Origin of the sequence: Herminiimonas fonticola (assembly GCF_003293745.1) — a bacterium.
Lineage (GTDB): Bacteria > Pseudomonadota > Gammaproteobacteria > Burkholderiales > Burkholderiaceae_D > Oxalicibacterium > Oxalicibacterium fonticola.
In genome coordinates, this window is the sequence record NZ_PTLZ01000001.1 from 1,041,278 (window position 1) to 1,056,888 (window position 15,611).

Consider the following 15,611-nt stretch of genomic DNA (forward strand, 5'->3'; position numbering starts at 1 on the left):
GCTTGAGTTTGACGTTAATAATAAATTGCTGGAGATGAGGGATAAATGAGTTTGTTTAAAACCGTGCCGTCAAATGTAGTGCAATCGATCCGGGCTTTCCGCGTGGCTGATCTGCAAGCGGAGGCTGCACAGCTTGGGCAGCACTTTCTGTACGCACATTGCGCGCATGCCACGACCAAACAACAGGTACTCGCCGCCATTGCGGAAGCATTCCAGTTTCCTCGGCATTTCGGCAAGAATTTCGATGCCTTGTCCGATTGCCTGACCAGTCTTGCGCATAAAGCCGGGCCGCAGCCAGGTTTTCTGGTGGTGCTCGAACAATTGCCAAATACAGCAAAGTTCGACAAGGAAGCGCGCGAAACCCTGTTAGACGTGTTCCGCGACGCGGCCGATTTCTGGGCCGATAAAAAAATCGCATTCCGCGTGTTTTACTCTTTTCAGTAATTTCTCCCTGATTCGGTCGCTCTAATGGGCGGCTGATCTGCCTGTTCCATCTCCTCTGTTTGCCACGATTTAACTCTATTCACTCTCTGTGTTTAGGGCCTTTTGTTTGCGTTTGTCGTTGATGGATGGAATCAGGCATGTCCGCGGTACGGTACAATGCGCGCCATGAGAACAATCGTCATTTTGATTTCCGGACGTGGCAGCAATATGCAAGCCATCATCCGGGCCGCGCAAAATGAAAAATGGCCGGTGAAGATAGCTGCTGTCATCAGCAATCGGACTGACGCCAGCGGTTTGCGGTTTGCGACTGAAGAGGGCATTCCTGCGATTGTCGTGCCGCACAAAGACTATGCAACGCGGGAAGCGTTTGACGCTGCGCTGCAAAGCAGGATCGATGAGTTTGCGCCCGATCTGTTGGTACTGGCCGGATTCATGCGAGTACTGACTGCGCGCTTCGTTGGCCATTACGCCGGCCGGATGTTGAATATTCATCCTTCCTTGCTGCCTAGTTTCATCGGTTTGGCGACGCACAGACAAGCCTTGGCAGCCGGGGTGAAAATTCATGGCGCAACCGTGCATTTTGTTACTGCGGATCTCGATCATGGTCCTATCGTGGCGCAAGCGACAGTGCCGGTGTTGGCGGACGATACGGAAGACACTCTGGCCGCCCGCGTGCTGGAACAGGAACACCTCATTTATCCGCAAGCAATCCGCAGCTTTATCGAAGGGCGCTTGTCGCTCATTGATGGCATTGCTTGCATCGCAACAGACAAAGTCGAGCCACCGGCTCACTAACCGCTGGCTTACTAAATTAACAGCTTGCTTAAGAAGTTTAGCTAAGCAGAATCATCTGCAAGAATATTTTATGAAGGAATTTTTATGAGATTGCCTCCCGCGATCATTAACAACACGGAAGAAGTATTGCGTGAGATTTTGCGCTTTACCGGCCCGGCTGACGGTACCTTGTCGCGCTATTTCCGCGATCATCCACGGCTCGGTTCGCGTGAACGCGGCGTCGTTGCCGAAGCGGTTTATGGTTTGCTGCGCAATAAAGCTGTCTATACAAGTTTTGCAGAATCGGGCAATGGCCCTACCATGCGCCGCATGACCTTGCTCGGCCTGGCGGATGCAGTTGGCGTTGATGCGCTCGCCGGTTTGACCGAAGAAGAAACAGAATGGCTGAATCACGTGATGCAAATCGATCGCACTTTGTTGCCGTCCTTGTTGCGCGCGAATTTGCCTGAGTGGTTGTTCGACAAGCTGGTAGCACGCGATGGCGAAGCCGCCACGCTGGAACTGGCACACGCAATGAATCAGCCCGCGCCGCTGGATCTGCGTGTCAACACGATCAAGGCTACGCGTGAGGATGTCGTCAAGGAATTGGCTGAAGCGCCGATTCTGTGCGAGGCCACGCCATTTGCTCCGCTCGGGATTCGCATCATCAAGAAACCAGCCTTGCAAAATCTGCCCTTGTTCAAGAGTGGTGCGATTGAAGTACAGGATGAGGGTAGCCAATTGCTGTCGCAAATCGTTGGTGCGAAGCGCGGTGAAATGGTCGTCGACTTTTGCGCAGGTGCAGGCGGCAAGACCCTGGCTCTTGGAGCGACGATGCGCAATACCGGTCGCTTGTACGCGTTCGATATTTCTGAAAAGCGCTTGGCAAAATTGAAGCCGCGCCTGGCACGTAGCGGATTATCGAATGTCCATCCGGTACAGATTGCGCATGAAAACGATTCCAAGGTAAAACGCCTGGCCGGCAAGATCGATCGCGTGTTGGTCGATGCACCGTGCAGCGGTCTGGGTACCTTGCGTCGTAATCCGGATGTCAAATGGCGTCAGACGCCGCAATCGCTGGTTGAGTTGAATGAAAAGCAGGCATCTATTCTGGCTGGTGCAGCACGTCTGGTAAAAACGGGCGGTCGTCTGGTTTATGCGACCTGCAGTATTCTGGATGAAGAAAATGAAGCGATAGTCGAGCAGTTCATTGCGACACACGACGATTTTGTTCTGGTTCCTATGAGTGATGTATTGGCTGAACAAAAGATCACTTTGAATATGGAAAAATATCTGAAATTGTCTCCTTCCTTGCATCACACAGATGGATTTTTTGCTGCGGTGCTGGAACGCAAGGCTAGAACGTAAAACCAATATGTAATCGTAAAACATGAGCCAGAATTTGCTTTCAACGATTTGGACTGATTTGTCGACTGATCTGGGACTTCCCGGCTTGCGTTGGCAAATCATTGCGCTCGTACTTTGTGTGGCGGCGGGCTGGGGTTTGGCGCGTGCCGTGCGTGGCGTGATTGCTGCGCGTGAAGCAGAGAAAACCGCGATACGTCGATTGGGAGTGGAAAGTTTTACGCGCGTGTTATGGCCTTTGCTGACCTTGCTGTTGATCGTGATGGTCAAGCCGATATTGGCGCGCTGGGAAGGTGTGCATCTCTTGCGTCTGGCGATACCGCTGGTGGGATCGTTTGCCTTGATCCGTCTGGCCTTCTATGTGATGCGTAGAATCTTTGTACGAGGCGGTCGAGTCGGTAGTTTTGTTTTACTGTTTGAAAAAAGTTTTGCCTTGCTGGTCTGGGTTGTGGTGGCTATGCATATCACCGGTTTGCTACCTGACCTCATCGCGTTTCTTGACGATACGGTGCTTCCTTTGGGTCGTCATAAAGTCTCCATCATGACGATGCTGCAGGCTGTGTTATCGGTAGGTGTCACTCTGATTCTTGCCTTGTGGGCATCGGCGCTGTTGGAAGAACGCTTGATGAAGCTCGATACCATGCATTCATCGATGCGTGCGGTGTTGTCGCGCATGAGTCGTGCGATTCTGATTTTGATTGCCTTGCTGGTCAGTCTGTCGATGGTAGGGATTGATTTGACGGTGCTGTCGGTTTTTGGCGGCGCGCTGGGTGTGGGCCTGGGTTTGGGCTTGCAGAAAATTGCCAGCAGCTATGTTTCCGGTTTCGTGATCTTGCTGGAACGCAGCCTCGCAATCGGTGATACGGTAATTGTCGATAAATTTTCCGGACGCGTGTCACAGATTAATACGCGTTACACGGTGTTGCGTGGTGGCGATGGCACCGACACGGTGGTGCCGAATGAAATGTTCGTCTCCAGCGTAGTACAGAATTTTTCGCTGACCGATAGTGTTGTGCAACTGACGGCACGCATTACGGTGGATTACAGAACCGATATCGATTTGGCGCTACGTTTGCTGGAAGAAGCTGCGCTGAGTGTGGAGCGAGTACGGACAGGGCCTGATCGCGGGCCCGGAGCGACGCTGGTCGCATTCGGTGCGGATGGGATTGAGTTGCAACTGGGTTTCTGGGTCAACGATCCGGAAGGTCGGGGTGGTGTGCTTTCCAATGTCAATCGTGCAATCTGGCGTTCATTTCAAGAGCATAAAATCAATGTTCCTTTCCCTCAGCGCGAAATAAGATTGATGGATGAGCAATATATCTCGATAAAAGAGCGTTTAAATTCGTCACAAAGCCCTGCCGAGCCTGATTCTCGTCCGTAAAAAGGGTACAATCCTTCTCGAAATTTTCAGTTGCCCCTCGTTTTTGTGCGAAGGGACACCATATAAGTCATCCCTATCTATGCCATTCACAATGGAGCCACAACGATGTTAGATGCAGTACTTGATTTCCTGTCCAACGGCCTGACTCGCGCAAGCGGCTGGGAAGTGTTTTTCTATGCACTTGCCGTGACGCACATCACGATCGCTGGCGTGACGATCTATCTGCATCGTTGCGCAACACATCGTGGACTGGACCTGCATCCGATTCCTAGTCATTTCTTCCGTTTCTGGCTGTGGCTGACATCTGGCATGGTTACCAAGGAATGGGTTGCGATTCACCGCAAACATCACGCCAAATGTGAAACTGAAGAAGATCCGCACAGCCCGGTAACGCGCGGCATCAAGAAAGTGTTTTTTGAAGGCGCCGAGTTGTATCGTGCCGAAGCAAAGAACATGGAAACGATGGAAAAGTACGGTTACGGCACGCCCGACGACTGGCTCGAACGCAATATTTATACTGGCCGTAGCGCGACCGGTATCGTGTTGATGCTGATCATCAATTTCATGCTGTTCGGCGTGATCGGTGTATCGGTATGGGCATTACAAATGGCCTGGATTCCAATTACTGCTGCCGGCATCATCAACGGTATCGGCCACTACTGGGGTTATCGCAATTTCGAATGCAGCGATGCAGCGACCAATATTTTCCCTATCGGTATCATCATCGGTGGCGAAGAACTGCACAACAATCATCACACCTTCGGTACTTCAGCCAAGCTGTCATCGAAATGGTATGAGTTCGATATCGGCTGGATGTATATCCGCATACTGGAAACAGTGGGTCTGGCTACCGTTAAAAAAGTGGCGCCTGAACCGAAGTTCGAACATGGCAAATTGCATATGGACTTCAACACACTGCAATCGGTGATCTCGAATCGCTACGATGTGACAGCGAAATATGCAAAATCCTTGAAGCTCGCATGGCACGATGAAGTTGAACATCTGAAGGAAAAGGCCAAGCTGGAATCGAGCTTCTTGAAATCAGCCAAAAAACTGTTGCACCGTGAACCAGCCAAGCTGGAAGCGCCGCATAAAGAGCAGTTGACTGAATTGTTCACGCATAGCAAAGCCTTGAAAACGATGCATGAAATGCGTGTCGAGCTTGGTGCGATCTGGGAGCGTTCACACGCCAGCCGCGATCAGTTGCTGCATCAGTTGCAGGATTGGTGTGTACGCGCTGAAGCGTCGGGTATTACCGCGCTGCGTGACTTTTCCCTGCGTCTTCGCAGCTATGCTTAAAACATTGCAGTCGTAATAAAAAAAGCCCGGTTATCCGGGCTTTTTTTATGTCTGCAATCAGCTTAATCAGAGTTGATTTGACTGTGCATAAGTTAGAAAGTTATCCCCCGTTTTTGTGCACAGGCTTGTGGATAACAGTAGGGCAAGTGGTCTATGTCGCTGATAGATAACAGAATTCATTTCATGCCCAAATGTGGGCATGCGCTAGCGACTGTCATTGCTACTTATCAATACTTGCCAGACAAAAGGGCGCCGGCATTTGGCGCAATGGTTTTCAAACCTAGTTTTTCCAGCATTTGATACGTGGTGCAGACCGCCGCCGATAATACTGGCAAGCCTATCCGGTCTTGCACAGGCTGTATCGATGCCAGCGATGGCATTTGCACGCAGGCAGAAAGCACCACCGCGTCGCAGTTTGCCAATGCAAGTTTCCTTGATATTTCGATTAGTGCATGTGGGTCTCGCGCTCCTACTTGTAGGTTGTCGGCGATCTCCAGGGAAATGCTGTCCAGGACTTCAAAGCCTTCATGTTCAATATAGTCAATCACCAAGTCAGTGAGTGGTTTCATATATGGAGTGATGATGGCGATTTTTTTTGCGCCGATTTTCCCCAGTCCATGCACTAATGCTCCGGCGCTGGTGACTACAGGGGCTGGCGCGTTGTTTTCCACCGTGCGGCCATGCAGTCGTTCTTCTGATATGCGGTGGTAACCGCGACCCATGCTCATGATGGCAACCAGACAGGCATATCCGAGCACATCGACGCGTGCATCGGATAGTTCCAGTGCGCAGCGATCCGAGTCGGCATCCATTGCGGCAAGTTCTTCCTTGGTGACGCGCTTCATGCGCATGCGGCTGGAATGAAAGGTGAAGCGTTCTGGAGAGACATCTTCTCGCGCACGTAATATGGCGGGGATTTCCGTTTCCATCGTTGTGTTGCTGCTGGGGACGATCTGTCCAATGCGGTAATTTTTCATGAAGAGCACCTTTCACACATGTAATGTTGACTGCTTAGTCGTTGAGATTGCCACCATCTTGGTGAAAACTATACGGCTGCGAGCGCCGGAAGTCATTTCGTCATGCGTGAGGAGGAGTCTTCGTAAACCACGAAGGCTGCGATAGTATGGGCAACAATGTTTGCTGCTGGCGACTGTTAAAAGGAGAATGCCTTGAATGTTGCGCGTTTTGATTTAGTCACACTTAATCTTTTTGTCGCCATTGCGCGTACCGGCAGCATCACGCGCGGCGCGCATCAAGCTAATCTTGCGTTGGCCGCAGCCAGCAAACGCATCTCGGATCTCGAATCTCACTTCGGTACATCCTTGCTTTACCGACATGCAACTGGCGTGACATTGACCGATGCCGGCAATGCTTGCTTTCAGCATGTACTGGGTATTCTGCAAGATGTAGAACGCATGTCTGGCGTCATGTCGGACTACGCGTCAGGGGTAAGAGGGCAGGTTCGTATCTGGGCGAATACCTCTGCAATTACGCAGTTCCTTCCCCTTGATTTGCATGAATTCTTGCGCACGCATGCAGGAATACGTATCGATCTCGAGGAGCGTAACAGTGGAGATACGGTGGCCGGCGTGCGCGAAAATCGGACTGATATTGGAATATTTGCCGCGCCGACGCCGATGGATGGCGTGGCAACGTTTGAGTACCGCAAACAAAAGCTGGGATTGGTGGTGCCGCTGGATCATCCTTTGGCTACGCGCAAGAAAGTGACGCTTTCCGATGTGCTTGATTACGATTTCATCAGTCTTGCCGAGGCGACCTCTTTGACGGAAAGACTGCATGCAGAATGCAGTCGACTGCAAAAATCATTGAAGCTGCGGACGCAGGTGCGTAGCTTTGATGCCGTATGCAGAATGGTACATGCCGGAATGGGAGTTGGTGTCGTGCCTGCTTTAACACCGACGCAGGCACGCGCGCAGGGCATACATTTTTTACGCGTAGACGATGCCTGGGCCGAGCGTACCTTGTTGCTCGCTGTACGGGATGTACGCGCACTGGCTCAGCCCGTGCGTCTGTTGGCTTCCAGCCTGAGCAGCGCTGCGGCGCGCGCTTTACTGTGACGAAATTATGGAATCAGGCGGCGAGATTGGAGCGTTTTGACATCGAGGTAATCAGGTCGGTAAAACGCTGTCCCTGAATCATGATGTGGTCGCGTAATAATTCGCTCGCCTTGTCGCCATCGCCTTCGATGATGGCTTTGACTACACCGTCGTGCTCAGAGAAAGATTTATTGATGCGGCCACGTACGCGTAATTGCAGACGGCGGTAGGGGCGCAACCTGCGATGCAAGGTACGCGCCTGTTCAATCAAAAAGTCGTTGTGACTACCAACGTAAATCCAATCGTGAAATTCTTCCCCACGATAAAAATATTCATCCGGATCCGGTGCATTGCGTGCTTCTTCGCAAGCGTGGTGACGCGCCAGTAACTCGGCATGATCTGCAGGCGACATCCGACGCGCGGCAAGACGGGCGCAGATGGCTTCCACCTCAGACATCACTTCAAACATTTCAACCAGTTTTTGCGGACTGATTTCAGCCACGATGGCCCCACGTCGAGGACGCATCACGATAATTCCCATCGAATCCAGTTGTATCAGTGCCTCGCGTATGGGCGTGCGCGACACACCGAATTCTGTAGCGAGTTCGGTTTCATCCAGATGATGGCCGGGCGGCAATTTTCCAACAGCGATCATTTCTTCGATTGCTTCACGCAGGACTTCGGAGCGTTTTTTCATGGGCAAGTGCTTTTATAAAAGGTAGTCAAAAGCATAATAAATATACAAATCCGATTATAAAATGGATTTAATTCTTGACTGTGTATTCTTTAAATGTATTCTTGTATACATAAAAAGGAAAGGCATACATGGCATTTGTTCCCCAATCGCACAACGATTGCATATGCAAATTGACCGTGGTGTGTAATTGATTGTCAGTCTGCGAGCGTGGACAGATGCGAATGCACAGCTAGAAAAGCGCTTGTAACTGACAACCTGGAGTAGATAAATTCTAAAAAAGAAGTTTATACAGGAGACAAAAATGATCAGTAACAAGCTTTTGAAGTCCACGCTATCTTCGGTCCTGATAGGTGCGTTTGCACTGGGATTTGCAGTTCCATCCATGGCTGCAACCAAAGTCATCAAGATTTCCCATCAATTCCCTGGTGGTGACGGTGCCGATGTCGATTTCCGTCATCGCCTCGCAGTCAAATTTGCACAAGATGTGGAAAAACGTACCAACGGCGAATTGAAGTTTGAAATTTATCCATCTGCTTCCCTGGTTAAACCAACCAGCCAGTTTTCAGCAATGCAAACCGGTGCGCTGGATATGACTGTGCTGCCATTAGCCTATGAAGGTGGCAAAATTCCTGAAACCAATCTCGGCTTGATGCCAGCACTTGTGACTAGTTACGAGCAAGGCTTGCGCTGGAAGACTGCACCTATCGGCAAGGCTTTGAACGATGTCATCGAAGCCAAAGGCGTCAAGATTATCACTTGGGTATGGCAGGCCGGTGGCGTTGCATCGAAGACCAAATCAATTGTTCAGCCTACAGACGCCAAGGACGTAAAAATCCGCGGCGGTAGCAAGGAAATGGACATGATGCTGAAAGGCGCTGGTGGTTCGATTACGAACGTTCCTTCCTCCGAAATCTATAACGCAATGCAAACCGGTGTACTCGATGCCGCAGTGACTTCAAGCACATCCCTGTTGAGCTTCCGTCTGTATGAAGTTGCAAAGCAGGTAACCACCGCGCGTAAGAATACTTTCTGGTTCATGTTTGAACCGCTGCTGATGGCGAAAAGTACTTACGACAGCCTGACTCCAGCACAGCAAAAAATCGTGATGGAAGTCGGTGCGAGCCTCGAGAAATTTGCGATGGAAGAGTCCAAGAAGGATGACGTGCGTCTCGGTGAGGTCTACAGCAAAAATGGCGCAACCGCAGTGGATATGGATGATGCCGCTTTTGCAAAATGGCGCGAACTCGCGAAGCAGACAGCATGGAAAACCTTTTCTGAAAACGTGAAGAACGGCCAGCAACTGCTCGAAATGGCACAGGCCGTCAAGTAACTATCATTGAAATAAAAATGCCTGCAATTTCATTTGCAGGCATTTTTTTCAGGAATCTTCTATGACTAATTTTATTCAACAGATGGGTAAGGGGCTGCGTGCCTTTAACCGCTGGATGGCGATACTTTCCGCCTTGCTTATTGTGACGGCGACGCTGGCGCTGGTTTATGAGGTAGTGACTCGCTACTACCTGCGTATTGCCAATGACTGGATGATCGAATTTTGTGTTTTTCTTTTAATCGCTGCGACTTTTCTTGCTGCTGCCTATACGCAGGCCGAACGTGGACATGTAGGCATTGAAGTGCTGGACGAAGTGATGTCACCAAAATGGAATAGGTATCGGCTTTTAGCTGGTGATTTCCTATCGTTGGTTGTTGTGTTTTTTGTTGCGCGGAATGCCTGGCATTACGCATGGAACGCGTATCAACAGGGCTGGACTACCAGCTCGACGTGGGCGCCTGCCTTATGGATACCATATTTTTTCATGGCGTTTGGTTTAAGCACCATGGGTCTGCAGATGGTCATGCAGATCATCGAAACGGCAGCTAATCGCGACCCGCAAAAAAAACATGAAGAACAAAATTTGATGGGAGCTTGACATGGGTACGCTAGAACTTGGTTTGCTTTATCTCGGCGTCACTCTGGTACTTTTATTTTCCGGTATGCCGATTGCGTTTGCTCTGGGTGCCAGTGCGCTTGGTTTCATGTACTTTTTCATGCCGCCTATGAATCTGGAATTGCTGGCTGAAACCTTGTATGGCGAACTGGATAACTTCACTCTATTGACGATTCCCTTGTTCATCATCATGGGAGCTGCCATAGGCAAGACTAGGGCAGCAGTCGATCTGTATGAATCGGCTTATCGCTGGATGCACAAAATGCCTGGTTCACTTGGCGTAGCGAATGTGATCGGTTGTACGGTTTTTGCTGCATTGTGCGGATCCAGTCCTGCAACGTGTGCGGCTATCGGTGGCATGGGCATTCCCGAAATGCGCAAGCGCGGTTATTCGGATGCGCTGGCAACCGGATTGATTGCTGCAGGTGGCACGCTGGGTATTTTGATTCCACCATCGATCACTTTGATCATCTATGGCTTGATCACAGAGCAGTCTATCGGCAAGCTGTTTTTGGCCGGCATTATTCCGGGTTTGTTGCTGGCGTTTTTCTTTGCTGCCTATGTCGTGTATCGCGCCTCCAAAGATATACGTCTGGCCAACGAGGCCATTGCAGCAGGCAACGAGACTGTGTTTGCGGCTCCGATAGTCGAAAATTATAGCTGGCGCGAACGCTTTGAAGTGTTGCCGCGTTTGCTGCCTTTCGTACTCCTGATCGCCGTTATCATGTACGCGATGTATGGTGGCATCGGAACGCCATCCGAGATCGCCGGCATAGGTGCATTCGGTGCGATGTTACTGGTGGCACTCGTTTACAAATGCTATCGCTGGATGGACGTGCGCGCAATTTTCCTCGGGACGGCCAAAGAGTCTTGCATGATTATGATGATCATTGCGATGGCCTTTTTATTCACCTATGTGATGAGTTATCTGCGTATCACGCAGAGTGCGGCAGAGTGGTTGGCAGCAGTGGAAATGTCCAAGTGGGCCTATCTATTCTGGGTCAACATTTTGTTGTTGGTACTCGGCTGCTTCTTGCCGCCGGTCGCCATCATATTGATGGTGACGCCGGTTATTTTGCCGGGAATTATCGCCAACGGTTTCGACCCTATCTGGTTCGGCATTGTGCTCACGGTCAACATGGAGCTCGGATTGATTACGCCGCCAGTCGGACTAAATCTATTCGTCATCAAAGGCATCTCACCGGACATCAAAAATCGCGAGATTCTCAGAGGCGTTGTCCCCTTCATTTTTATCATGATGGCGTTCATAGCATTGCTGGCCGTGTTCCCGGAAATCGTCACTTATTTGCCTAACAAAGTAGGATCGTAATGAAACAATGGAATCTGCTTGCCGAGAATAGACAGAAGAGAATTGAGCGGGGGCTGACGATTACAGGACGAATCGCTGACCCCGACAAAATCGTTGCTCTGCTTGAAGCGTTGATCGAGCCGGGTGATCGCGTTTGCTTGGAAGGAAATAATCAGAAGCAGGCTGATTTTTTGGCTGGCGCTTTGTGCGCGCTTGATCCGGCACGTGTGCATGATTTGCACATGTTGTTGTCAGTTCTCGCCTTGCCTGAACATCTGGATATTTTTGACAAAGGCATTGCGTCCAAGCTGGATTTTTCTTTCTCTGGACCGCAGGCAGTGCGGCTTGCGCGTTTGGTTGCAGACGGCAAGCTCAATATCGGAGCGATTCATACTTATCTGGAATTGTTCGGCCGTTACTTCATCGACCTGACCCCGCGCGTGGCACTGATCGCGGCGCAGGCGGCCGACCGGCATGGCAATCTGTACACCGGGCCCAACACGGAAGACACGCCTGCCATCGTCGAGGCGACCGCTTTCAAAAGCGGCATCGTCATCGCGCAGGTGAATGAAATCGTCGATGTCTTGCCGCGCGTGGACATACCTGCCGACTGGGTGGATTTTGTCGTGCAGGCACCGACGCCACATTACATAGAACCCTTGTTCACGCGCGATCCTGCCTTGATTTCCGAAGTGCAGGTATTGATGGCGATGATGGCGATCAAGGGCATCTATGCCGAATACGGCGTGGAGCGCATCAATCACGGTATCGGGTTCGATACCGCCGCAATTGAATTGATCCTGCCGACGTATGCAGAGTCGCTTGGACTGAAGGGAAAAATCGGACGCCACTGGGCATTGAATCCGCATCCGGCACTGATACCCGCCATCGAAGCCGGCTTTGTCGAGTCGGTGCATTCCTTCGGCTCCGAGCTGGGGATGGAACGCTATATCGAAGCGCGTCCGGATGTCTTTTTTGTCGGACGCGACGGCTCGATGCGCAGCAATCGTGCGATGTCGCAAACGGCCGGACTGTATGCCTGCGATATGTTCATAGGCTCGACACTACAAATCGATTTGCAGGGCAACTCTTCCACCGCCACGCTAGGTCGCATCTCCGGTTTTGGCGGCGCACCGAATATGGGATCGGATGCGCGTGGCAGACGACATGCCAGTCCTGCGTGGTTGAAAGCAGGCGAGCAGGCGCGTCAAGGCAGGGATGTGATGCCGCGTGGTCAAAAATTGGTGGTTCAAATCGTGGAAACCTTCCGCGAACACATGCAGCCGGCTTTTGTGGAAAGACTGGATGCATGGCAACTCGCCGACCAGGCCAAGCTCGCGATTCCGCCGGTGATGATTTATGGCGATGACGTCACGCACATCCTGACGGAAGAAGGGATTGCCAATCTGCTCCTGTGCCGCACACCGGAAGAGCGCGAACAGGCGATACGCGGCGTGGCCGGTTACACGCCGGTCGGTATGGCACGGGATAAAAAAATGGTCGAAAACCTGCGCGATCGCGGCATCATCCTGCGCGCAGAAGACATGGGCATAGACAAGCGCATGGCGACGCGCGATTTACTCGCTGCAAAAAACATGAAAGACCTGGTACGCGCATCCGGTGGTTTATACGTGCCGCCCAAGCGTTTCAGAAACTGGTAAGGCTGAATATGGAAACTTTGAATTTTCGTTTTGAAAAAGGTAACCGCCAACTGGTGTTGCCGGCGAATATGGTAGGCGTCGTCAGCTCCGGCAATCTGGAAGTCTTGATCGAGTCAGCCGAGTTGAATGGTGGCTGCGAAGTCGAAATCAAAACTGCAGCAGTCGGCTTTGGCGCGATCTGGCAGGCCGTCATATCCGATTTTCATCAGCGCTGGGCACTGGAAAACGTACGCATCCTGATCAACGATGCAGGAGCGACACCGGCTGTCGTCAGTTTGCGCCTGGATCAGGCGGTGGAATCGGTAACGGGAGCGGCAGCATGAGTAGCAGCATGAGCAGCTATCTGGAAGCAAATGCGCGCCAGCGTATCCATGCCTTGCTGGATGCCGGTTCGTTTGAAGAATTTTTGCCGCCCAGCTTGCGCATAACCAGTCCGCATCTGGCGCAACTGGATACACCAGCTTCGTTTGATGACGGCGTCATCATCGGCAGCGGTCTTTTGCAGGGGCGCAAGGTCCTTGCTGCTGCGCAGGAAGGCGGCTTCATGGGCGGCGCAGTCGGTGAGGTACATGGCGCCAAGCTGGTCGGTTTATTGAAACGTGCGATCAATGAGCGCGTGGATGGTGTGCTCCTGTTGCTGGAAACCGGCGGTGTACGTTTGCACGAAGCGAATGCAGGCCTGATCGCCGTATCGGAAGTCATGCGTGCCGTGCTCGATACACGCGCAGCGAATATTCCTGTGATCGTTCTGGTCGGCGGTGCGAATGGTTGCTTCGGCGGCATGGGCATCGTCGCTTGCTGCGCGAATGACATCCTGATGTCGGAAGAAGGGCGTTTGGCAATGTCGGGGCCGGAAGTGATTGAAACCACGCATGGCGTAGAAGAATTCGATTCACGTGATCGCGCGCTGGTGTGGCGCACCACCGGTGGCAAGCATCGTTATTTGCTCGGCGATTGCAGCGCGGTCTTGCCGGATGATATTGCAGCGTTCCGGCAAGCGGCGTTTGAAACATTGCTGCGCTATCAGGAAAAATCTGCCGAGTTGACGCTGACGGATCTGGAGGCTGAACATATTTTGTTGAGCCAGCGCTTGCAGAACTTCGGTCAATTCTCCGAACCTATGGATATCTGGTCCAAGTTGGGTGTAGCCGAGCCCGAAGTATTGCCTATGCTGGAAGCGCAGGTTTTCATGCAGCGCGTAGCAGGTAGCCGCGCGGGAGAACAGTCATGAAATGGCAAACACTGGCATCGCAGTTATTCCCGCAAGGACATGACATTGTCGAGCATGACTATTTTTTGCACGGTACTGCCAAGGTAGATCAGCAAACAGTTGCGGTCATCGGCACCACCGGCCATACGTCGATAGGCGTTGAGATCGCATTGGCGCAGGCGAATGCGATACTCGATACGATGCGCAATTTTCCGGGTCGTCCACTGGTGATTCTGGTCGATACGCAAGGCCAGCGCTTGCGTTATCGCGATGAGATGCTGGGCATCAATCGCTACATGGCACATCTGGGAAAATGCATAGATGTTGCGCGCCGACGCGGCCATGCCGTGATTGGTCTGGTCTACGATCAGGCGCTGTCAGGCGGCTTCATCACCAGCGGTTTGATGGCCGATGCCTGTTATGCATTGCCCGAAGCGGAAATTCGCGTGATGGGCCTGGCGGCAATGGCGCGTATTACCAAGGTGCCGCTGGAACGTTTAACAGAACTTGCTGTATCGAATCCGGTGTTTGCGCCTGGTGCGGAAAATTATCTGAACATGGGTGGCGTGGAAGCGATCTGGCAAGGTGATCTTGCATCCTGTTTCGCACGCGCCTTGCAACAGGCGGACAGCATCGATCAGCGTAGTGCACGCGGTCTGGAAAGAGGCGGTCGCAAGATGTCGCTGCCGGTCACACAACTCGTGCTGGGCACGCGCGATGTTTTACCGACATAACAGAGTTTGGCTGAGTGCCAGTGGCTGGCAACGTGCATGTGCAGCGGCGAGTGACGCCCATGTACCCGAACTGGAATGCTGGGCTGAAAATGACTGGCCGCTCGTCGTGCGTCGCAGCGAATCTGCGCTGTCGGCGGATAGTCTGGGGCTTGGTCTGGCATTGCCGCCGGATGCGCAGACTGGTCTGAAGACGAGGATTCCACTAACGGTTTATCTGAATGATATTGCTCGGCATGAGCCGCCGCTGGCATTTACGGCCGTCGCGAGTGCCATACCGCCTGCCTGGCAAGATGCATACACCGATTTGACACACGACTTGATAGACGCGCAACTGGAGCTGCACGTCTATGGTTCTCTTGCGTTGCAAGCCATCACCGGTTTGCCTTATCGCACGACGACTTCCGATATCGATGTGCTGTTCCATCCGCGCACTGATGCGCAACTGCAGCAAGGTTTACATCTGTTGCACACCTATGCGCAACGCTTGCCGCTAGATGGCGAAATCGTTTTTCCATCATGCCGTGCCGTGGCATGGAAGGAGTGGGTGGACGCAGCCGGGAGTTCGCACAAGGTCATGGTTAAGAGCATGGCTAACTTGAACCTGATGAATGTCGACGACTTGCTGTCTGAGCTGGAAGAACAATCATGAAACCAGTTAATAGGGTGCTAAAGGTTTGCACTGACGCGGGTCGCGAAAGTGAGCAGATAAGTGTCTCTCTGCGCTCGGCTTGTCT

The 15,611-nt window shown here is 52.0% G+C and carries 16 protein-coding genes; 14 read left to right on the forward strand and 2 right to left on the reverse strand.

The window, feature by feature from the left end; all coding sequences use genetic code 11:
• The first annotated feature begins 45 nt into the window (after positions 1-45).
• The 5 genes from Hfont_RS05175 (at position 46) to Hfont_RS05195 (ending at position 5,263) form a co-directional block, all read left to right on the forward strand.
• Complete coding sequence (locus Hfont_RS05175; protein ID WP_112991204.1) at positions 46-444, forward strand: barstar family protein; 399 nt, start codon at positions 46-48, stop codon at positions 442-444.
• 165 nt (positions 445-609) lie between these two features.
• Complete coding sequence (gene purN, locus Hfont_RS05180) at positions 610-1,239, forward strand: phosphoribosylglycinamide formyltransferase (RefSeq protein WP_112991721.1); 630 nt, start codon at positions 610-612, stop codon at positions 1,237-1,239.
• An 84-nt stretch (positions 1,240-1,323) separates the two neighbouring features.
• Positions 1,324-2,586 (forward strand): RsmB/NOP family class I SAM-dependent RNA methyltransferase, encoded by a 1,263-nt coding sequence (locus Hfont_RS05185; RefSeq protein ID WP_112991206.1) that lies wholly within the window; start codon positions 1,324-1,326, stop codon positions 2,584-2,586.
• 22 nt (positions 2,587-2,608) lie between these two features.
• Positions 2,609-3,964 (forward strand): mechanosensitive ion channel family protein, encoded by a 1,356-nt coding sequence (locus Hfont_RS05190; protein WP_112991208.1) that lies wholly within the window; start codon positions 2,609-2,611, stop codon positions 3,962-3,964.
• Positions 3,965-4,069: 105 nt separating this feature from the next.
• Entirely contained in the window at positions 4,070-5,263 is a 1,194-nt protein-coding gene (locus Hfont_RS05195; RefSeq protein ID WP_112991209.1) for a DesA family fatty acid desaturase, read from the forward strand.
• Positions 5,264-5,490: 227 nt separating this feature from the next.
• Here the strand turns inward: Hfont_RS05195 and Hfont_RS05200 are convergent, their stop codons facing one another.
• The gene (locus Hfont_RS05200) at positions 5,491-6,240 is read right to left on the reverse strand and encodes a maleate cis-trans isomerase family protein (RefSeq protein WP_112991211.1); all 750 of its coding nucleotides are present in this window, start codon (positions 6,238-6,240) and stop codon (positions 5,491-5,493) included.
• A gap of 192 nt (positions 6,241-6,432) precedes the next feature.
• Here Hfont_RS05200 and Hfont_RS05205 point away from each other — a divergent pair, with 192 nt between their 5' ends.
• Positions 6,433-7,341: a LysR family transcriptional regulator gene (locus Hfont_RS05205; protein ID WP_112991212.1), complete on the forward strand. Its 909-nt coding sequence runs from the start codon at positions 6,433-6,435 to the stop codon at positions 7,339-7,341.
• A 13-nt stretch (positions 7,342-7,354) separates the two neighbouring features.
• Here the strand turns inward: Hfont_RS05205 and Hfont_RS05210 are convergent, their stop codons facing one another.
• Positions 7,355-8,017 carry a GntR family transcriptional regulator gene (locus Hfont_RS05210; RefSeq protein ID WP_112991214.1) on the reverse strand — a complete coding sequence of 221 codons (663 nt, stop codon included), beginning with the start codon at positions 8,015-8,017 and terminating at the stop codon, positions 7,355-7,357.
• A 301-nt stretch (positions 8,018-8,318) separates the two neighbouring features.
• Here Hfont_RS05210 and dctP point away from each other — a divergent pair, with 301 nt between their 5' ends.
• From dctP to mdcG, 8 genes are all read left to right on the forward strand, one after another.
• On the forward strand, positions 8,319-9,347 hold the full coding sequence (gene dctP, locus Hfont_RS05215; RefSeq protein ID WP_112991216.1) for a TRAP transporter substrate-binding protein DctP: 1,029 nt from the start codon (positions 8,319-8,321) through the stop codon (positions 9,345-9,347).
• A 61-nt stretch (positions 9,348-9,408) separates the two neighbouring features.
• Positions 9,409-9,945, forward strand: a complete 537-nt coding sequence (locus Hfont_RS05220; protein ID WP_112991217.1) for a TRAP transporter small permease — start codon at positions 9,409-9,411, stop codon at positions 9,943-9,945.
• 1 nt (position 9,946) lies between these two features.
• Positions 9,947-11,293 carry a TRAP transporter large permease gene (locus Hfont_RS05225; protein ID WP_112991218.1) on the forward strand — a complete coding sequence of 449 codons (1,347 nt, stop codon included), beginning with the start codon at positions 9,947-9,949 and terminating at the stop codon, positions 11,291-11,293.
• On the forward strand, positions 11,293-12,933 hold the full coding sequence (gene mdcA, locus Hfont_RS05230) for a malonate decarboxylase subunit alpha (RefSeq protein WP_112991220.1): 1,641 nt from the start codon (positions 11,293-11,295) through the stop codon (positions 12,931-12,933). The genes Hfont_RS05225 and mdcA overlap by 1 nt, the downstream gene beginning before the upstream one ends.
• 8 nt (positions 12,934-12,941) lie before the next feature.
• On the forward strand, positions 12,942-13,256 hold the full coding sequence (gene mdcC / locus Hfont_RS05235; RefSeq protein WP_112991222.1) for a malonate decarboxylase acyl carrier protein: 315 nt from the start codon (positions 12,942-12,944) through the stop codon (positions 13,254-13,256).
• A gap of 8 nt (positions 13,257-13,264) precedes the next feature.
• Positions 13,265-14,164: a biotin-independent malonate decarboxylase subunit beta gene (locus Hfont_RS05240; RefSeq protein ID WP_112991722.1), complete on the forward strand. Its 900-nt coding sequence runs from the start codon at positions 13,265-13,267 to the stop codon at positions 14,162-14,164.
• Positions 14,161-14,877, forward strand: a complete 717-nt coding sequence (locus tag Hfont_RS05245; RefSeq protein WP_112991223.1) for a biotin-independent malonate decarboxylase subunit gamma — start codon at positions 14,161-14,163, stop codon at positions 14,875-14,877. Before Hfont_RS05240 ends, Hfont_RS05245 begins: the two co-directional genes overlap by 4 nt.
• Positions 14,861-15,526, forward strand: a complete 666-nt coding sequence (gene mdcG, locus Hfont_RS05250; protein ID WP_112991225.1) for a malonate decarboxylase holo-[acyl-carrier-protein] synthase — start codon at positions 14,861-14,863, stop codon at positions 15,524-15,526. Before Hfont_RS05245 ends, mdcG begins: the two co-directional genes overlap by 17 nt.
• The last annotated feature ends 85 nt before the right edge of the window (positions 15,527-15,611 follow it).

Coding starts and splice junctions, on each gene's coding strand:
- mdcG (WP_112991225.1), top strand. CDS start 14,861: ATGTTTTACCGACATAACAGAGTTTGGCTGAGTGCCAGTGGCTGGCAA.
- mdcC (WP_112991222.1), top strand. CDS start 12,942: ATGGAAACTTTGAATTTTCGTTTTGAAAAAGGTAACCGCCAACTGGTG.
- Hfont_RS05240 (WP_112991722.1), top strand. CDS start 13,265: ATGAGCAGCTATCTGGAAGCAAATGCGCGCCAGCGTATCCATGCCTTG.
- Hfont_RS05245 (WP_112991223.1), top strand. CDS start 14,161: ATGAAATGGCAAACACTGGCATCGCAGTTATTCCCGCAAGGACATGAC.
- Hfont_RS05220 (WP_112991217.1), top strand. CDS start 9,409: ATGACTAATTTTATTCAACAGATGGGTAAGGGGCTGCGTGCCTTTAAC.
- dctP (WP_112991216.1), top strand. CDS start 8,319: ATGATCAGTAACAAGCTTTTGAAGTCCACGCTATCTTCGGTCCTGATA.
- Hfont_RS05185 (WP_112991206.1), top strand. CDS start 1,324: ATGAGATTGCCTCCCGCGATCATTAACAACACGGAAGAAGTATTGCGT.
- Hfont_RS05175 (WP_112991204.1), top strand. CDS start 46: ATGAGTTTGTTTAAAACCGTGCCGTCAAATGTAGTGCAATCGATCCGG.
- Hfont_RS05200 (WP_112991211.1), bottom strand. CDS start 6,240: ATGAAAAATTACCGCATTGGACAGATCGTCCCCAGCAGCAACACAACG.
- Hfont_RS05195 (WP_112991209.1), top strand. CDS start 4,070: ATGTTAGATGCAGTACTTGATTTCCTGTCCAACGGCCTGACTCGCGCA.
- mdcA (WP_112991220.1), top strand. CDS start 11,293: ATGAAACAATGGAATCTGCTTGCCGAGAATAGACAGAAGAGAATTGAG.
- Hfont_RS05225 (WP_112991218.1), top strand. CDS start 9,947: ATGGGTACGCTAGAACTTGGTTTGCTTTATCTCGGCGTCACTCTGGTA.
- purN (WP_112991721.1), top strand. CDS start 610: ATGAGAACAATCGTCATTTTGATTTCCGGACGTGGCAGCAATATGCAA.
- Hfont_RS05210 (WP_112991214.1), bottom strand. CDS start 8,017: ATGAAAAAACGCTCCGAAGTCCTGCGTGAAGCAATCGAAGAAATGATC.
- Hfont_RS05190 (WP_112991208.1), top strand. CDS start 2,609: ATGAGCCAGAATTTGCTTTCAACGATTTGGACTGATTTGTCGACTGAT.